The sequence below is a fragment of the Kushneria konosiri genome, assembly GCF_002155145.1.
GTDB classification, from domain to species: domain Bacteria; phylum Pseudomonadota; class Gammaproteobacteria; order Pseudomonadales; family Halomonadaceae; genus Kushneria; species Kushneria konosiri.
The window spans coordinates 2,131,192-2,147,342 of the sequence record NZ_CP021323.1; the positions used below are offsets into that span (position 1 = coordinate 2,131,192).

Sequence of the window (16,151 nt, forward strand, 5' to 3'; positions counted from 1 at the left end):
CTGTGAAGTACTCGCAAAACGCCTGAGCGTGCTCGAGTCTGCGAAAAATGGCGCCAATTATAGCGCTGCCAGGGGGCGCACGTCATGGCATGGCGCGGTTAAAGAATTGTTGAACAATGCCGATAGAACGCCGCCGGTTAATACTAAAGTCTAAAAAAGCGACAGCATAATGTTGATACCCGGCTGGACGACCCCTCTTTTTGGCAGGCATTCAAACGAGTAAGCGGATATGCAGGTAACAGGGACATCACGATCAGACCTTCTGACGGCGCCTTTACAGCACGCAGAGGCATCACATGACACTCACGGCCTCGGTACTCAGGCGTCCGGCCGCCGGGGCATGACCCTTCGGCGTCAGATGATGGCGGGGATCGCCATCATGTGGCTGATCCTGATAGGCATGCTCATGATCAACGCCTGGCAAAGTCGCGATGTCATGTATGCCGAACGCGAGGCGCGACTGACCAGTGCTGTCAACATGGCGAAGAGTCTGGTGGAGCATTATCAGTCCCTGGTCGAACGCGGTGAGCTGACCGAAAGTGCCGCTCGCCAGAAGGCCTTCGATGAAATTCGTGATCTGCGCTTTGATGGGGGAGACAACTACGTCTACATCGTGAATGGCCAGCTGCAGATCATGGCACACCCCAAAAGACCCTACGGTCAGGACGTTTCCAGGGTGACTGACCCGAGCGGGCGGTTGCTGTTTCAAAATCTGGTCGACGAAGGCCGAATGCACGGTCAGGGCTTTACCGAGTACCGCTCCAACTTTGCCCGTGGTTCGGAAGCCCAGCCCCGGGTCAAGGCCTTTGTCTCGCGGTATGAGCCCTGGGATATCTATCTGGCCAGCGGCGTTTTCATGGGGGATGTCAATGCCACCGTGCTCGACAATCTGGTGCAGTCCGGACTGGTGGTTTTACTGGCCGGTGCTCTGCTGACGGCCATGTTCTGGTGGGGGATGCAGCGTGTCCTGCGCAGGCTTGGTGGAGAGCCTGACTACGCCACCGAGGTAGTCAGACAAATTGCCGAAGGCGATCTGACCGTGGCCGTCACGCTACGCGCGCGTGACCGGAACAGTCTGCTGGCGAACATCAGCAGCATGCGCGACTCGCTGGCAGAGTCGGTTCGGGTTATCCAGGCCACCAGCCAGTCGGTCGATCAGGGCGCTGGTGAAATCGCCTCGGGCAATCAGGAGCTCTCGTCACGAACCGAGCAGCAGGCTGCGGCACTTGAAGAAACCTCTTCCAGCATGGAGCAGATGACGGCCAGCGTGCGTCAGAGTGCCGACAGCACCGACCAGGCGCAGCAGCTGGCGCAGCAGGCGCGTGATACTTCCCGGGAAGGTCAGCAGGCCATCGATGAGGCCGTTCGCTCAATGGAAGCCATTACGGAAGGCTCGACAAGAATTGCCGATATCGTCTCGCTGATCGACAGTATCGCCTTTCAGACCAATCTGCTGGCGCTTAATGCCTCCGTGGAAGCCGCCCGTGCCGGAGAAGAGGGTCGGGGATTTGCCGTAGTGGCCGGTGAAGTGCGTCAACTGGCCAATCGCTCGGCCACGGCGGCGCATGATATCAAGACACTGATCGATATTTCCGGACAGCAGGTAGGTGAAGGGGCCCAGCGTGTGCAGACGGCCAGCGAACGCATGAACGACGTGGACAGGCGCATTCAGCGCATGAACGATCTGCTCGGTGAAATCGCGGCGGGTGCCCGTGAACAGAGCAGCGGTATCGAACAGATCAATCAGGCGGTCAGCCAGATGGATCAATCCACTCAGCATAACGCGGCTCTGGTAGAGCAGACCGCTGCAGCGGCCGGTGAGCTTGAAGGCCGCGCCCAAGCGCTTCGTGAAGTGACGCGCCGTTTCAGGGTAGAGCACCAGCACTGAGGGAGATAACGAAGCAGATCTCCCAAAGGGGGCGGCTATTGCCGGCCCCTTTTTGATTCAGCGATGGTCCTTTCAGGTTCAGCTGTTGATGTGGTGCGCCTTGACCTCATAGCCACGGCTTTTATAGGTCTGCCAACATTCTCGCTTGGCGCTGAGTACTTCCTGATGCTGGTTGATGATCTCGGCGACGCGCTCAAAGCGGGAAAACCACGACGGAATCGCCGCATTGAGATTCAGGAGCGCCTCGATGCCCGGCTCCGGTGGCGCTTCCCAGCCCAGTGTCACCGGCGCCGGCGGCAGGCTCTGTTCACCGATGAGCACATGGGGCACGAAAGCCTCCTGACGAAAGGTCCACAGCCTGTCATCAAACGCGCGGGCCATGGCCTCGTCTTCCAGATGGACGTGCAGGCGATAACCCTTTCGATAAATGGTCTCGGCCAGCCGGCAGGCAAAGTCGAATCGAGCCTCGAGCGTGGTGGCCGTGAGCACGTAAAAATCGATGCGGGTCATGCTCAGACGCCGCCGTCGATGTCCAGACGTGCGCCAGTAGTAAAGGAAGCCTCGTCGCTGGCCAGCCAGAGGATGCCGCCGGCGATCTCGTCGGCATTGCCGGCGCGACCCATGGGGATGCTCTTGCTTGACTGTTCCGGCTTGTCGGGTCGGCCGCCACTGGCATGAATCTCGGTGTTGATCACGCCCGGGCGTACGGCGTTGACCCGAATGCCTTCCCCGGCCAGTTCCTTGGCAAGGCCTTCGGTGAAGGTATCGATGGCGCCCTTGGAGGCGGCATAGTCGACATATTCACTTGAGCCACCACGATGGGCCGCGGCCGAGGAGATATTGACGATGGCGCCGCCCTTGCCGCCATGGCGGGTCGACATGCGCTTGATGGCCTCGCGTGCGCACATGAACGGCCCGGTCACGTTGACCCGCATCATGCGATCCACGCGTTCAAAGCTCATCTCATCGACGCGCGAGACCTGATCCACGATGCCGGCATTGTTGACCAGCACATCGACCGGCCCCAGCTCGCGATCCACCGTCTCGAAAAGGGCCACGATATCGGCTTCCACGGCCATGTCGGCCTGAACCGCCAGAGCCCGACCGCCAGCGGCGGTAATCTCGTTGACGACCTGATCGGCTGCCTCACGATTGCTGACATAGTTGACAGCCACCTGATAGCCGCGGGCAGCGGCCAGGCGTGCCGTGGCAGCGCCAATACCGCGGCTGCCGCCGGTCACGATCATGACTTTGCTCATTGAATCTCTCCTGTAGACGTAGGGCGGGCGTTAGTATGGCAACGCCGCCCGAAGGCGGCGTTCAGAGGGCTCAGGCCAAGCGTGTCAGCCAGCCGTGACGGTCCTCGCTGCGACCGTACTGGATATCCAGCAGCTGTTTGCGAATCGACTTGCCGACCTCGCCGCCGCTGCCGTCACTGCAGCTCAGGCGGTCACTTTCGCTGACCAGCTCACCGATCGGCGTGATGACCGCGGCGGTACCACAGGCGAAGACTTCGGTAATCTCACCGGAGCGCACACCGTCGCGCCATTCCTCGATGCTGATAGCGCGCTCTTCGGGCTTGAGACCGGCATCGGCGGCCAGTTGCAGTACCGAGTCACGGGTGACGCCTTCAAGAATCGTGCCGGTCAGGGCCGGTGTGACGATGCGGCCGTCCTTGAACACGAAAAACAGATTCATGCCGCCCAGCTCTTCGACCCACTTGCCTTCGACGGCGTCCAGAAAGACCACCTGGTCACAGCCCTGCGCTTCGGCTTCCTTCTGCGCCGCCAGCGAGGCAGCGTAGTTGCCACCGCACTTGGCAAAGCCGGTACCGCCGGGGGCAGCGCGATTGTAGTTCGACGACAGCCAGATCGAGACCGGCTTGACGCCCCCCTTGAAGTAGGCCGCCGCCGGTGAGGCGATGACGTAGTAATCGACCTCCCTGGAGGGACGTACGCCGAGGAACTTTTCGCTGGCGATCATGAACGGGCGCAGATAGAGGCTGGATTCTTCGGTCTCGCTGGCAGGTGTGGGTACCCAGTCAACGTCCTGGCTGACCAGCGCCTTCAGAGAATCGATGAAGGTATCAGCGTCCAGCTCGGGCAGGGCGAGACGGCGTGCCGAGGCCTGGAAGCGGGCCGCGTTATTCTCGGGGCGGAAGGTCCAGACGGAACCATCGGCGTGGCGGTAGGCCTTGACCCCTTCAAAGATCTCCTGGGCGTAATGCAGTACCGAGGCGGCGGGGTCCAGCGACAGCGGGCCGTAGGGGCGCACTTCACCGCTGCTCCAGCCGTCGGCGTGGGTCCAGCGCACATGCGCCATGTGATCGGTGAAGTAGCGGCCAAAGCCCGGGTTTTTGAGGATCTCGTCACGCTGACCGGCATCGGTGGGCGTAGTAGTAGGGCGAAGCTCAAAGCCTTGAGAAGACACGATTCGGATTCTCCGTTCGTACGGTGGCCAGGCGAGAAGTACACATCGCTGTCGATCATCGGCAACGGCGTATCCGATAACGCTGGTCCGACAGATGATTAAGGGATGCGTCAGAAACACCCTGTCAAGAATGACACAGGCGCCCTGTGCCAATAAAGCCCGCCGCACGGCGACGGGCACAGAGCACCGTGACCACGATCAGCGCGGCGCGCGGGACAGCAGATATTCGCTCAAAAGCCCGACCGGTCGACCGGTGCCCCCCTTTTTGCCATCCCAGGCCGTACCGGCCACATCCAGATGCGCCCAGGGGTAGCTTTTGGCAAAGCGTGACAAAAAGCAGGCCGCCGTGATGGTGCCGGCCGGTCGACCGCCGATGTTGGCCATGTCGGCGTACTCGGAGTCGAGCTGACTCTGATAGTCCTCCCACAGTGGCAGCTGCCAGGCACGATCCCAGGCAACGTTGCCCGCATTGAGCAACTGCTGTGCCAGAGCGTCATCGTTGGCCAGAAGCGCCGAGGTCTGATGGCCCAGTGCGACGATGCAGGCCCCGGTCAGCGTGGCGATATCGACGACCGAGGCGGGCTGATAGCGCTCGGCATAGGTCAGGGCATCGCACAATACCAGGCGGCCTTCGGCGTCGGTATTGAGCACCTCGACGGTCAGCCCCTTGAGCGTGGTGATGATGTCACCGGGTTTCAGGGCACTGGCATCCGGCATGTTCTCGGCGGAGGCGATGATGGCGACCACGTTGATCTTCGGCTTCAGGGCGGTGATGGCCTTCATGGTGCCCATGACGCTGGCGGCGCCGCCCATGTCGAATTTCATCTCGTCCATGTTGGCCCCGCCCTTGAGCGAGATGCCGCCGCTGTCAAAGGTGATGCCCTTGCCCACCAGCACGTGGGGCGCTTCTTCGGGGTCTTCGGCGCCCTTGTATTCCATGACGATCAGGCGAGAGGGTTCGGTGCTGCCCTGGCCCACCGCGAGAATGGCGCCGGCGCCCATGGCTTCCAGTGCCTTCTCGTCGTGGATGGTGACCTTGAGATCATTTTCGGCACCCAGCCGTTCGGCCTCGTCGGCCAGATAGCGCGGGGTGCAGACGTTGCCCGGCAGATCGCCCAGCTCCCGGGCCAGATTGATTCCGGCGCCGATCCCGGCCCCGATACGCGCCCCTGTCTCGGCCCCGGAGGCCTCGTTGGCGTCGCTGATGATCAGTGACAGTCGTGTCAGCGTGATCGGCGGGCGCTTTTTCGATTTGAAGCGGTCAAAGCGATAGGTGGCGCGCAGGGCCGACTCGGCGATCATGCGTGCTTTCCAGATCACGTCCAGCGGTCCGTTTTCACGATCCAGCATGGCGATGGCGGCATTTTCGACCGGCAGGGACAGCAGCACGCCAAAGGCGGCATCGAGTACCTTTCGAAAGGCGCCCTCGTTGAAGTCACCGCTTTCCCCGCAGCCGACCAGCAACAGGCGAGCAGTGTTCAGGCCGGGGGCAAAGGGGACCAGCTGGGTGCTGGCGGTCACCGGGTCAAAGTCGCCCCGTTCCATCAGCTGGGTGATCAGGCGCTCGCTGGCGTCATCCAGACGCTCGCTGGCCGGGGGTAAATCACCGTCCTTGAACACCGGCACAATAATGCAGTCGGTTTCACAGCGGGCCGGGTTGGCGGTGAGCACGGGAAATTCCATGGTGTCTCCCCAAGACAATGCGGTGGGTATTGGTGATAATGACTGTTTTGAACAGACACGTGGTCGAGTACGGTAAAGCTGGAATCGACGCGTTGAACAGGTGGGTCCGAACAGGCCTTCAGTGTACGCAAACGCCTGCGCCATTGCATGGTCAGGAGTGGTATTGCGATAGATGCATCGGAAACGGTCGCTCGATATTGATGGTATGAGGGAGTCTGCGCTTGATCGTTTTTCGCTACTTGATTCGTGAAATATTGACCACCATGAGTGCCGTGACCGGCATCCTGCTGCTGGTCATCATGGGCAATCGTTTTATCCGCTACTTCAGTGACGTGGCAGAAGGTGATTTCCCCGCCAGCCTGCTGGGCAGCCTGATGCTGTTTCATCTGCCAAGCTTCCTTCAGCTGATTCTGCCACTGGCCTTTTTTCTGGGCATCCTGCTGGCCTACGGGCAGCTTTACCTCAACAGCGAGATGACCGTGCTGGCGGCCTGCGGGGTCAGTCCTGCCCGGATTCTTGGGGCGTCCTGCTGGCCGGCGCTGTTGATGGCCTGCGTGGTGGGGGCCTGCAGTCTATGGCTTACCCCGGCCGGACTGACACAGAATGAAAAAAGGCTGACCGAGCAGCAGGAGAAGGCTGACTTCAGTGCGCTGACGCCGGGACGCTTTCAAAAGCTGGGAGAGCGCACCATCTATGCCGAAAGCGTCGAGCAGGGCAGCAGCCGGATGAAAAATGTCTTTATCGCCGAGCAGGATCGCAACGAGCAGGGGCAGCGCGTTGACGTGCTGATCCGGGGAAAGGAAGGGTATCAGACCAGCGACCCGGAAAGTGACAGCCGCTTTCTGGTGCTCTCCAATGGCACCCGGGAGAGCGTCAGGCCAGGGAGTCGGGTTGCCGAGCGGCTTGTCTTTGATACCTATGCCGCCCGGCTTGAAAATGGTACGGCCCAGATGGACGTCGACGATGTCGAGCTTCAGCCCACCTGGCATTTGATCGGTGAGGACAGTGACAAGGCGCGTGCTGCGCTTCAATGGCGAATCTCGCTGGCTCTGATGGTGCCGATTCTGACCATGATTGCCCTGCCGCTGTCGCGTGCCAACCCGCGCCAGGGCCGCTTTGCCAAGATGATGCCGGCCATCATCCTGTATGTGGCCTATATGAGTCTGTTGCTGGCGGCACAGGACGCCGTGGGCAGCGGCAGCCTGCCGGCCGGTATCGGGCTTTGGCCCATCCATGCCGTGTTTGCTCTGGTCGGTGGGTGGCTTCTTTATCGAAGCAGCCGCCATGGAGGGGCAAGCTGATGTTCAACCGGCTGGATCGCTACATCGCGCGCAATGTCCTCATGGGCATGCTGATCGTGCACCTCATTATTCTCGGGCTCGATTTCACCATCAGCTTCATCAACGATCTGGGGGATACCCAGGGCAACTATGGCACGCTGCAGGTGCTAATCTATGGCGTGATTCGCCTGCCCTGGCGTTTTTATCAGTATGCGCCGGTCAGCGTGCTGATCGGGTCGCTGGTCGGCCTTGGTGCGATGGCGTCCAGTAACGAGCTGACGGTCATGCGCTCGGCCGGCTTTTCCCTGTGGCGCATTCTGATCGGCGTCATGAAGCCGCTGCTGATCGTGGTGCTTTTGGTCATGGCCATTGGAGAGTTTGCTGCGCCGCGCACCGAGATGTTTGGTCAGGCCTGGCGCACCGAGCTGCAGGAGGGCAGCGCCGTGTCACGCACGGGGGGATGGCAGCGCGAAGGTGACAGCTTTTATCGCTTTGGCTCCATCCGCTCGGACAATACGCTGCTCGATGTCAATCGCTTTCGCTATGAGGGAGAGCAGCTGGTCGAGGCGACTCATGCTTCTCGGGCCGTACTCGAAGGGGATGAGTGGACGCTGGAGGATGTGGATCGCACCCTGATTCAGGAAGAGAGCACAAATTCGGAGCATCTTGACCGGATGGCCTGGGATACCTCGCTGGATCCGGACCTTTTGCGCTTGATCATCACCGACCGTGACAGCCAGTCGATCGAGGACCTCTGGCGCTACGGCCACTATCTCAACGAGCAGGGCGTCAGTGCCAACGATACCTGGCTCTATTTCTGGCAAAAGGTGCTGCTGCCGCTGACGCTGGCCTCACTGGTTATCATCGCGGCCTCGTTCATCTTCGGGCCGCTGCGAAGCGTCGCGGCGGGCTCAAGAGTGTTCTACGGCACGGTGGTGGGGCTGGTTTTCAAGTACGTGCAGGATCTGCTGGGCCCTGCCGCCACCATCTTCGGATTTTCGCCCATCTGGGCCATCGTGGTCCCCATGGGGGTGTGTTTCGGCATCGGCTTCTGGCTGCTGCGCCGCGCCGGTTGATCGTTTCAATTGGTTCATCCGTTCCTGACGCCCTGAAGCGATGGCTTCAGGGCGTCTTTCGTTGGCGCCTTTCATGGCCGTGAACAACGCTGCGCAGGCTTTGGGAGCCAGGACTGTTGGACCAATATCCGTTTGTTGTGATGTTGTGGCAGTGCCAGAGTAGAGGGTGCCGAGAGGTTTTTCATCGACCGCTACCCTGATTCTCTGGAGGTGGATAATGCAGTACGCCAGACCCGGCAGTTCAGATGCTCTTGTGCGTTTTCGCGAGCAGTATGACAACTTCATCGGCGGTGAATGGTGCGTGCCCGCCGATGGCCGCTATATGGATAACGTGACGCCGGTCACCGGTGAAGTATTCTGCCGGGTACCGCGCTCCGGGCGGGAGGACATCGACCGCGCCGTCAGGGCCGCGCAAAAGGCAGCCCCTGGCTGGGCCGCCACGGCGCCTGCCGAGCGGGCGGGCATCCTGCTTAAAATCGCCGATCGCATCGAGGAGAACCTCGAGATGCTGGCGGTGGCCGAAACCTGGGACAACGGCAAGGCGATCCGTGAATGCCTGGCAGCCGACATACCGCTACTGGCAGATCACTTTCGCTACTTTGCCGGCTGTATCCGGGCGCAGGAAGGGGGCATCAGCGAAATCGACAGCGAAACGGTGGCCTATCACTACCACGAACCCTACGGCGTGGTGGGCCAGATCATTCCCTGGAACTTCCCGCTGCTGATGGCCGGCTGGAAGCTGGCACCGGCGCTGGTGGCCGGCAACTGCAGTGTGCTCAAGCCTGCCGAGCAGACGCCGGCGTCCATCTGTGTGCTGCTGGAGCTGATTCAGGATCTGCTGCCACCGGGTGTCCTGAACGTGGTTCAGGGTATCGGCGAGGAGGCCGGCGAGGCGCTGGCCACGCACCCGGGCATTCAGAAGATTGCCTTCACGGGCTCCACGCCGGTCGGCAGCCACATCATGTCCAAAGCGGCCGAGCGTATCATTCCGGCCACGCTGGAGCTAGGTGGCAAGTCGCCCAACATCTACTTCGAGGACGTGCTCGATCACGGCGATGCCTATATCGACAAGTGCGTTGAAGGTCTGATGATGACCTTTCTCAACCAGGGCGAGGTCTGCACCTGTCCCTCCCGTGCGCTGATTCATGAATCGGTCTACGACACGCTGATGACACGTGCCGTGGAACGAGCCAGACGATTGAAGTCAGGCAATCCGCTGGATACCGAGACCGAGATGGGCGCTCAGGTCTCGAAGGAGCAGTTCGACAAGATTCTCTCCTACATGGAGATCGGTCGTAACGAGGGGGCCGAACTGTTATTGGGCGGTGAGCGGGCCTCGGTCGATGGTGACTATGAAAACGGCTTTTACGTGCAGCCCACGATCTTCAAGGGGCGCAATGACATGCGCATCTTCCAGGAGGAGATCTTCGGGCCCACGCTGTCGGTCACCACTTTCAAGACCGAAGAGGAAGCGCTGGCCATTGCCAATGATACCGAATTCGGTCTGGGTGCCGGACTCTGGACGCGCGACATGAACCGCGCCTATCGCATGGGACGCGCCATTCAGGCCGGTCGAGTCTGGACCAACTGCTATCACCAGTATCCGGCGCATGCTGCCTTCGGAGGCTACAAGAAATCCGGAATCGGCCGCGAGACCCATCTGGCCATGCTGGGCAGCTATCAGCAGCTCAAGTGCCAGCTGATCTCCTATAGCGACAGCCCGGCCGGTCTCTACTGAATACGATCTTCAAGTGTCAAAGAGCGACTTCGGTCGCTCTTTTTTATGAAGTCTCTCGCATTGGAGGTTGACGCGAATGAAAATGTTTCGCATATTGCGCCAATGCAATCTCTTATGAGAATCATTTGTATTCTCTTGTGCCGGGGGTCTTCATGTTTGTATGCATGTGCAAGAAGGTGACGGACGGTCAGTTGAAGCAGGCCGTAGCGCTGGGTGCCTCAAGCTGGGAAGACGTCTCCCGCATGACCCGATGTTCGACCCAGTGCGGCAAGTGCACCTGCCTGGCACAGGAAATCGTTGATGAAGCGCTTCTGGCGCGCCATGTGTCTCAGCATATCCCGGTTCACCATTTCGAAGAGCTTGCCTACGCCGCGCGCTGAGGCCGGCTCACCTGAAAGAGATGGGTTTTTAACTGCTAACTGTTTGAATTGTCTTATGATAATGGCTCGCATCGAGCCTTTTTTTATGCCTGCCCAGTCGAAATTCCCGAGCGTTTGATGGATACTGGCGCTACAGGCGGACGCAGGTTTCGGCGACTGCCATGACCACTGATGGCGGAGAAAGAGATGAAAGGCGATCCTCAGGTTATCGAGCACCTCAATAAAGTCCTTGGCAATGAGCTCGTTGCCATTAACCAGTACTTCCTGCATGCCCGCATGTATCGCAACTGGGGCCTGCATGGTCTTGGCGACTGGGAGTACAAGGAATCGATCGAAGAGATGCAGCACGCCGATATCCTGATCGAGCGCATTCTGTTTCTCGATGGCCTGCCCAATCTGCAGGATCTGGGCAAGCTTCACATTGGCGAGCACGTTCAGGAAATGCTGGAGTGTGACCTTCGCATCGAGCACGACGGTCGTGATGACCTGATCAAGGCCATCAAGCATTGCGAGTCCGTTGCAGATTTCCCCAGCAGTGAAATGCTCAAAAAGATTCTGGCTGAAGAAGAAGAGCACATCGACATTATCGAAACCGAGCTGCACCTGCTGGAACAGGTGGGTCTGGAAAACTACAAGCAGCGCCAGATGCGTGCCGCCAACGAACGCGAAGAGGGCGAAACCGCGACCTGATTCGGTCGTTGTCTCGCACGTATATGATCGCGGGCCACCCCATGGGGTGGCCCGCTGTCGTTTCTGATCCTGAGTGCCCGGTCGCTAAAAGCGCCGGATCAGCGAGAAGCGTGCCACCGGCTCTCCATCAATCTCGACGTTTTCACGAAACATCGAAAGCGGCCTGACCCAGAGGCCGAATTCGCCGTACAGGGCGCGATAGACCACCAGCGGTTCTTCGGTCTCGCTGTGATGCGCCACGCCCAGCACTTCGTAATCGCTGCCCTTGTAGTGTCGATAGACGCCGAGGATCACGGCGTGTTCATTTTCTCGTTTCATGCGGGCTCCTGAGAGGCAGGTTCAGCGTCATGGTTGCAGCCGTCGTCGGCTTCAAGGCCGGTTCGGATCAGACGCTCGATGGCGTGACCTGCGGCGGCAAAACCAAAGGCGCCGGTCACGAAGGTGGCAGAGCCATAGCCGGCGCTGCAGCCGAGTTTCAGGGTTTCTCCATCGCTCGGACGAGTATTGCATACCTCACCGGCGCCATCCGGGTAGCGTCGCTGCTCGGGAGAGTAGACGCAGGTGATCGAAAATCGGCGTTTGGGATTGCGGCTATAGCCGTATTCCCGGCGCAGCCGGTTTCGCACCTTCGCCAACAGCGGGTCATGTTCGGTGCGGGTGAGATCTGCCGTGGTCATACGGGTCGGGTCGGTCAGCCCGCCGGCACCACCGGTCACGGTCAGGCCGATTTTTCGGCGCCGACAGTAATGAATCAGGGCGCACTTGGCGCCCACATGGTCGATGGCATCGATCACGTGATCGGTATCAGCGGGGAGCATGCGCTCGATATTGTCCGGCGTGATAAAGCCCGCAATGGGCGTGATCTGCAGCCACGGATTGATCAATCGGCAGCGCTCGGCCATGACCTCGATCTTTGGCCGGCCAATGGTGCCATCAAGGGCATGCAGTTGACGGTTGACGTTGGTCGTGCAGACATCGTCCAGGTCGATCAGACTGATGCGCTCGAACCCCGAACGCGCCAGCGCCTCGACACTCCAGCTGCCCACACCGCCTATACCGATGACCACCACATGCGCTCGGCGAAGACGTTCGATGCCCGTATGGCCATAAAGACGGCGCATGCCGTCAAAGCGTGCGGCGAAATCCGCCTCGTGACGGGCCGCGTCGCGTTGCTCGACGCTGTCGGAATCACTCATGATGCGGCGTATCCTTTATCGGATATATCGAGGGTATCCGGCCACTGCACCTGATTGACCGGGCAGTGACCGGCCCAGCCAAATCGGTCCATCAGGGCCGCCATGTCGGCTTCGACAGCCGTGGTGGCCCTGAGTGTGCGGTCGAAAACGGGATGATGGAACTCAAGAGTCACGGCGGCCAGCAATAGCCGCCCGGCCTCGAAATTGTCGCGGAAAAAACGGTTGTGGATGCCCTTGCCATGCCGCGCGTCGCCAATGATCGGATAGCCGCCGCGGCTCAGATGACGGCGAATCTGATGGCGCCGCCCGGTGGTGGGCTTGACCGACATCAGCGAATAACGACTGGTCGGATAGCGGTCGATGGCAATCGGCAGTTCGACGCTGTCCAGACGCCTGACATGGGTTTCGGCGTCCATGGCCGGCATCTCTGCCTTGGGCCGTTTGCCGTCTTCCTCTCGCAGGGCCCAGTCATAGATGGCCTCGTCGGGGCCAATGCCGCGCACGATGGCGAGATAGCGCTTTCGGACCTGATGTTGCTGAAACCGGTGCCCCAGCGCCGTGGCCACTTCGGGCGTCAGGGCAAAGAGCAGGGCGCCCGAGGTCGGCCGGTCGAGCCGGTGCACGGGATAGACATGCTGGCCGAGCTGGTTGCGCAGTGCCTGCAGCATGACCAGTGGCGCATGCCGGTCCAGCGCGCTGCGGTGTACCAGCGCGCCGGAAGGCTTGTGGACAACCACCAGGTGGTCGTCTTGATAAATCACGGGAATAAGCGTGGTCATGGCAATGTCGTGGTCGGGCATCAGGCGCTATTGTCGGCAATTGCGTGTCCCGATGTACAGGGTCAGGATGGCGCGGTGACAGGACTCTGTTAAAATCCCCGCGCCATTGGCGGCCTCTGTCCGCAGCCCTGCCGGTGGCACCGCCCGGGCACATCTTCATGAGGAAAAGCACATGGCTCACCTGGTCGTTCTCACCGGTGCCGGTATCAGCGCTGAAAGCGGTATCCGTACCTTTCGCGATGGCGACGGTCTCTGGGAGAATCATCACGTCGAGGATGTGGCAACGCCAGAGGGCTGGGCGCGTGATCCTCACACCGTGCTGCGCTTTTACAACGAGCGCCGTGCTCAGGTGCGAGCCGCCCGGCCCAATGCGGCCCATCTGGCGCTGGCCGAGCTCGAGGCGCACTTTCGGGTCAGCATCATTACCCAGAACATTGATGACCTGCACGAGCGTGCCGGCTCTCGTGACGTGCTGCATCTGCACGGCGAGCTTTTGAAGGCACGCTCCAGCCGCGATGCCCGGCTGGTCTATCGACTCGATGAAGACGAAACCATCGAGGTGGGAGACTGCTGCGACAACGGTGCCCAGCTGCGTCCGCATGTGGTCTGGTTCGGTGAAAACGTGCCGCTGTATGCCACTGCCTGCGACATCGTGGCCGATGCCGATCTTCTGCTGATTGTGGGGACGTCGCTGGCCGTCACGCCTGCCTCAATGCTGATGGATGAAGCGCCTCTGGCAGCCCCGCGTGTACTGGTCGATCCCGGTGCCCGCGAGCTGGCCGTTCAGGGCGTTCTGCCACTGGCCACCAGTGCCACCGATGGGGTCTGTCGACTGCGCGACTTCTGGTCACAACATGGCCGTCTGCTCAAGCCCGACCCTGACCTGCTGAATCAATGAGGCTCTGATCGAGCCGAAAGGCACAGCGGGTTATCACGAGCGCTGCCCGCAGGCGGGCAGGCGCATCCTGTTATTGCTATCAGATAGAAACGGCCATGTTTGAGCAGATCAATCGATTCTTTCCACTGTGGGCGATAGCTGCCGCCCTGTTGGCTGCCTTTTTTCCTGACACTCTGACCTCTCTCAAGGCCTGGGTGCCACCGCTTCTGGCCCTGATCATGTTTACGATGGGGCTGACCCTGTCGCGTCACGACTTCGCTCGTGTGGCACGCTCACCACGAGCGGTCGTGATCGGGATCGGTCTGCAGTATCTTCTGATGCCGGCAGCCGCCTTTGCCATCTCTCATCTGCTGAGACTGTCTCCCGAACTGGCAGTGGGCATGATGCTGGTCGGGGCCACCTCGGGGGGCACGGCGTCCAACGTCATGACCTGGCTTGCCGGCGGTAACGTGGCGCTATCGATCAGCATGACGCTGATCTCGACGCTCTTGTCGATTGTCATGACGCCGCTGCTGGTCTGGCTCTGGATGGGCACCAGCATCGATGTGCCCGTGGGTGGCATGCTCTGGAGCATCGCAAAGCTCGTGATTGTGCCGATCGCGCTGGGCACGGTCGTACATCACTTCATGGCAACCACCATCCGACGCATCGAGCCGGCGCTGGCGACCATCGCCATGGCGGCCATTGTGATGATCATTGCCATCGTGGTTGCTCTTAACGCCGGGCGACTGGCCACCCTGGGTCCCGTGATTGCGCTGGCCGTGGTGCTTCATAATGGCTGCGGACTGATCGGCGGGTTCTGGCTGTCGCGCCTGGCAGGGCTGAACGAGCGGGACTGTCGCGCCGTGGCGATCGAGGTCGGCATGCAGAATTCGGGGCTTGCCGTGTCGCTTGCCACCAAGTTCTTCCCGGCCGCGGCGGCCCTGCCTGGTGCGCTCTTTTCGGTCTGGCACAACATCTCCGGCTCGATTCTGGCCGCCTACTGGAAAAAACGCCCCGCAGCGCCGGTCAATGACGAGTCCGTCAGCTCATGAGTCACGGTCATGATCCTCAGGCACCGCGTAAACCGTTCAATGCGCGCGGCAGTCTGGTCAGGCGCTGCGAAAGCTGCCGCATGCCGGGGCTGCACTGCATCTGTGATTATCGCCTGCAGGTGACCACCCGGGCGCAGTTCTGGCTGATCACGCACCGCATCGAACATTACAAGCCCACCAATACCGGTCGGTTGATCGGTGACTGCATCGCCAGCACCCGGGTATTTGAGTGGTCGCGGACCGAGCCGGACCCGACGCTTCTGGCGGCGCTGGCTGATCCGCGCTTTGCCCCCTGTCTGGTCTTTCCCGACGATCAGGAAGACTATCGTCATCGGGTCGTCAGCATCGAGCAGGCCTGTGATACTGCGCGCACGCCGGTCTTTATCCTGCTCGATGGCACCTGGCGTCAGGCCCGGCGCATGTTTCGCAAAAGCGATTATCTCGCCGAGCTACCGATCGTGGCGCTGCGTACCGATCGGTTGACCCGCTATCGGTTGAGAAAACCTGCAAGCCCGGAGCATTTGTGCACGGCCGAGGTGGCGGCCGAACTGCTTCGCCACTCGGGCGATGAAACGGGGGCGCAGGTGCTCGATGATTACTTTACGGTGTTCAACGAGCAGTACGCCGCGGCCCGTCGCGATGCCGGCACGCCCCATGAATCCGAAGCCGCACGCCGGCTTCTGGACAAGCGGCGCGCGCAGTCGGCCTGAGCCGTCTATTCTTGGAGCGCACGTTCATGACAGGAGAGGGATATGACGCTTGGAATTCTGGCCACCATCGAGGCCAAATCGGGTGAGGAAGCACGCGTCGAGGCCGAACTGACCAAAGTGGTGGCCCCGTCCAGAGAAGATGACGGATGCCTTTTATATACCCTGACACGTGACAGCCAGCAGCCGTCACGCTTTATCATGGTCGAGCAGTGGCGTGACCGTGCGGCACTGGATGGTCACATTGCCACCGAGCACTACAAGCAAATGGCGCAGTCGCTTGAAAACGCCATCGAGCAGATGGAAGTGCGCGAATACGACGTGCTGACCTGATATTTCAGCATCATCAGGCACTAAAGCGCCGTGACCCTG

Annotated in this window: 17 protein-coding genes; 10 read left to right on the forward strand and 7 right to left on the reverse strand. The window is 60.7% G+C overall.

The features are described from left to right. The first annotated feature begins 340 nt into the window (after nt 1-340). A complete protein-coding gene (locus B9G99_RS09795; RefSeq protein WP_227875774.1) occupies nt 341-1,888 on the forward strand; it encodes a methyl-accepting chemotaxis protein in 1,548 nt (515 codons plus the stop codon). Nucleotides 1,889-1,966: 78 nt separating this feature from the next. Here B9G99_RS09795 and B9G99_RS09800 read toward each other — a convergent pair whose 3' ends face one another. From B9G99_RS09800 to B9G99_RS09815, 4 genes are all read right to left on the reverse strand, one after another. Next, the gene (locus B9G99_RS09800) at nt 1,967-2,398 is read right to left on the reverse strand and encodes a DNA polymerase III subunit chi (RefSeq protein WP_086622017.1); all 432 of its coding nucleotides are present in this window, start codon (nt 2,396-2,398) and stop codon (nt 1,967-1,969) included. Nucleotides 2,399-2,400: 2 nt separating this feature from the next. Next, nucleotides 2,401-3,147 carry a glucose 1-dehydrogenase gene (locus B9G99_RS09805; protein ID WP_086622018.1) on the reverse strand — a complete coding sequence of 249 codons (747 nt, stop codon included), beginning with the start codon at nt 3,145-3,147 and terminating at the stop codon, nt 2,401-2,403. A 70-nt stretch (nt 3,148-3,217) separates the two neighbouring features. Continuing rightward, the gene (locus B9G99_RS09810; RefSeq protein WP_086622019.1) at nt 3,218-4,318 is read right to left on the reverse strand and encodes a branched-chain amino acid aminotransferase; all 1,101 of its coding nucleotides are present in this window, start codon (nt 4,316-4,318) and stop codon (nt 3,218-3,220) included. A gap of 198 nt (nt 4,319-4,516) precedes the next feature. After that, a complete protein-coding gene (locus B9G99_RS09815) occupies nt 4,517-6,001 on the reverse strand; it encodes a leucyl aminopeptidase (RefSeq protein WP_086622020.1) in 1,485 nt (494 codons plus the stop codon). A 221-nt stretch (nt 6,002-6,222) separates the two neighbouring features. Here B9G99_RS09815 and lptF point away from each other — a divergent pair, with 221 nt between their 5' ends. The 5 genes from lptF (at nt 6,223) to bfr (ending at nt 11,165) form a co-directional block, all read left to right on the forward strand. Further along, nucleotides 6,223-7,302 (forward strand): LPS export ABC transporter permease LptF, encoded by a 1,080-nt coding sequence (gene lptF, locus B9G99_RS09820; protein ID WP_086622021.1) that lies wholly within the window; start codon nt 6,223-6,225, stop codon nt 7,300-7,302. Beyond that, nucleotides 7,302-8,357, forward strand: coding sequence for an LPS export ABC transporter permease LptG (gene lptG, locus B9G99_RS09825; protein WP_086622022.1), 1,056 nt, complete (start codon nt 7,302-7,304; stop codon nt 8,355-8,357). The genes lptF and lptG overlap by 1 nt, the downstream gene beginning before the upstream one ends. Nucleotides 8,358-8,574: 217 nt before the next feature. Continuing rightward, on the forward strand, nt 8,575-10,095 hold the full coding sequence (exaC, locus tag B9G99_RS09830) for an acetaldehyde dehydrogenase ExaC (protein ID WP_086622023.1): 1,521 nt from the start codon (nt 8,575-8,577) through the stop codon (nt 10,093-10,095). A gap of 152 nt (nt 10,096-10,247) precedes the next feature. Next, nucleotides 10,248-10,475, forward strand: a complete 228-nt coding sequence (locus tag B9G99_RS09835) for a (2Fe-2S)-binding protein (RefSeq protein ID WP_086622024.1) — start codon at nt 10,248-10,250, stop codon at nt 10,473-10,475. Nucleotides 10,476-10,661: 186 nt separating this feature from the next. Then, on the forward strand, nt 10,662-11,165 hold the full coding sequence (bfr, locus tag B9G99_RS09840; protein WP_086623410.1) for a bacterioferritin: 504 nt from the start codon (nt 10,662-10,664) through the stop codon (nt 11,163-11,165). 84 nt (nt 11,166-11,249) lie between these two features. Here bfr and B9G99_RS09845 read toward each other — a convergent pair whose 3' ends face one another. The 3 genes from B9G99_RS09845 to B9G99_RS09855 are packed head-to-tail and all read right to left on the reverse strand — an operon-like array spanning nt 11,250 to nt 13,140. Continuing rightward, on the reverse strand, nt 11,250-11,483 hold the full coding sequence (locus B9G99_RS09845) for a DUF1653 domain-containing protein (RefSeq protein ID WP_086622025.1): 234 nt from the start codon (nt 11,481-11,483) through the stop codon (nt 11,250-11,252). Continuing rightward, nucleotides 11,480-12,361, reverse strand: a complete 882-nt coding sequence (locus tag B9G99_RS09850) for a tRNA threonylcarbamoyladenosine dehydratase (RefSeq protein WP_086622026.1) — start codon at nt 12,359-12,361, stop codon at nt 11,480-11,482. The genes B9G99_RS09845 and B9G99_RS09850 overlap by 4 nt, the downstream gene beginning before the upstream one ends. Beyond that, nucleotides 12,358-13,140 carry a pseudouridine synthase gene (locus B9G99_RS09855; protein ID WP_086623411.1) on the reverse strand — a complete coding sequence of 261 codons (783 nt, stop codon included), beginning with the start codon at nt 13,138-13,140 and terminating at the stop codon, nt 12,358-12,360. The genes B9G99_RS09850 and B9G99_RS09855 overlap by 4 nt, the downstream gene beginning before the upstream one ends. Nucleotides 13,141-13,312: 172 nt before the next feature. Between B9G99_RS09855 and B9G99_RS09860 the strand changes: the two genes are divergently transcribed. The 4 genes from B9G99_RS09860 to B9G99_RS09875 all read left to right on the forward strand — a co-directional run bounded on the left by B9G99_RS09860 (nt 13,313) and on the right by B9G99_RS09875 (nt 16,112). After that, nucleotides 13,313-14,038: an SIR2 family NAD-dependent protein deacylase gene (locus tag B9G99_RS09860; RefSeq protein ID WP_086622027.1), complete on the forward strand. Its 726-nt coding sequence runs from the start codon at nt 13,313-13,315 to the stop codon at nt 14,036-14,038. Between the two features lie 95 nt (nt 14,039-14,133). Beyond that, nucleotides 14,134-15,072 (forward strand): bile acid:sodium symporter family protein, encoded by a 939-nt coding sequence (locus B9G99_RS09865; protein WP_086622028.1) that lies wholly within the window; start codon nt 14,134-14,136, stop codon nt 15,070-15,072. Further along, nucleotides 15,069-15,782: a tRNA-uridine aminocarboxypropyltransferase gene (locus tag B9G99_RS09870; protein WP_086622029.1), complete on the forward strand. Its 714-nt coding sequence runs from the start codon at nt 15,069-15,071 to the stop codon at nt 15,780-15,782. Before B9G99_RS09865 ends, B9G99_RS09870 begins: the two co-directional genes overlap by 4 nt. 42 nt (nt 15,783-15,824) lie before the next feature. Further along, entirely contained in the window at nt 15,825-16,112 is a 288-nt protein-coding gene (locus B9G99_RS09875) for a putative quinol monooxygenase (protein WP_086622030.1), read from the forward strand. Nucleotides 16,113-16,151 lie beyond the last annotated feature (39 nt).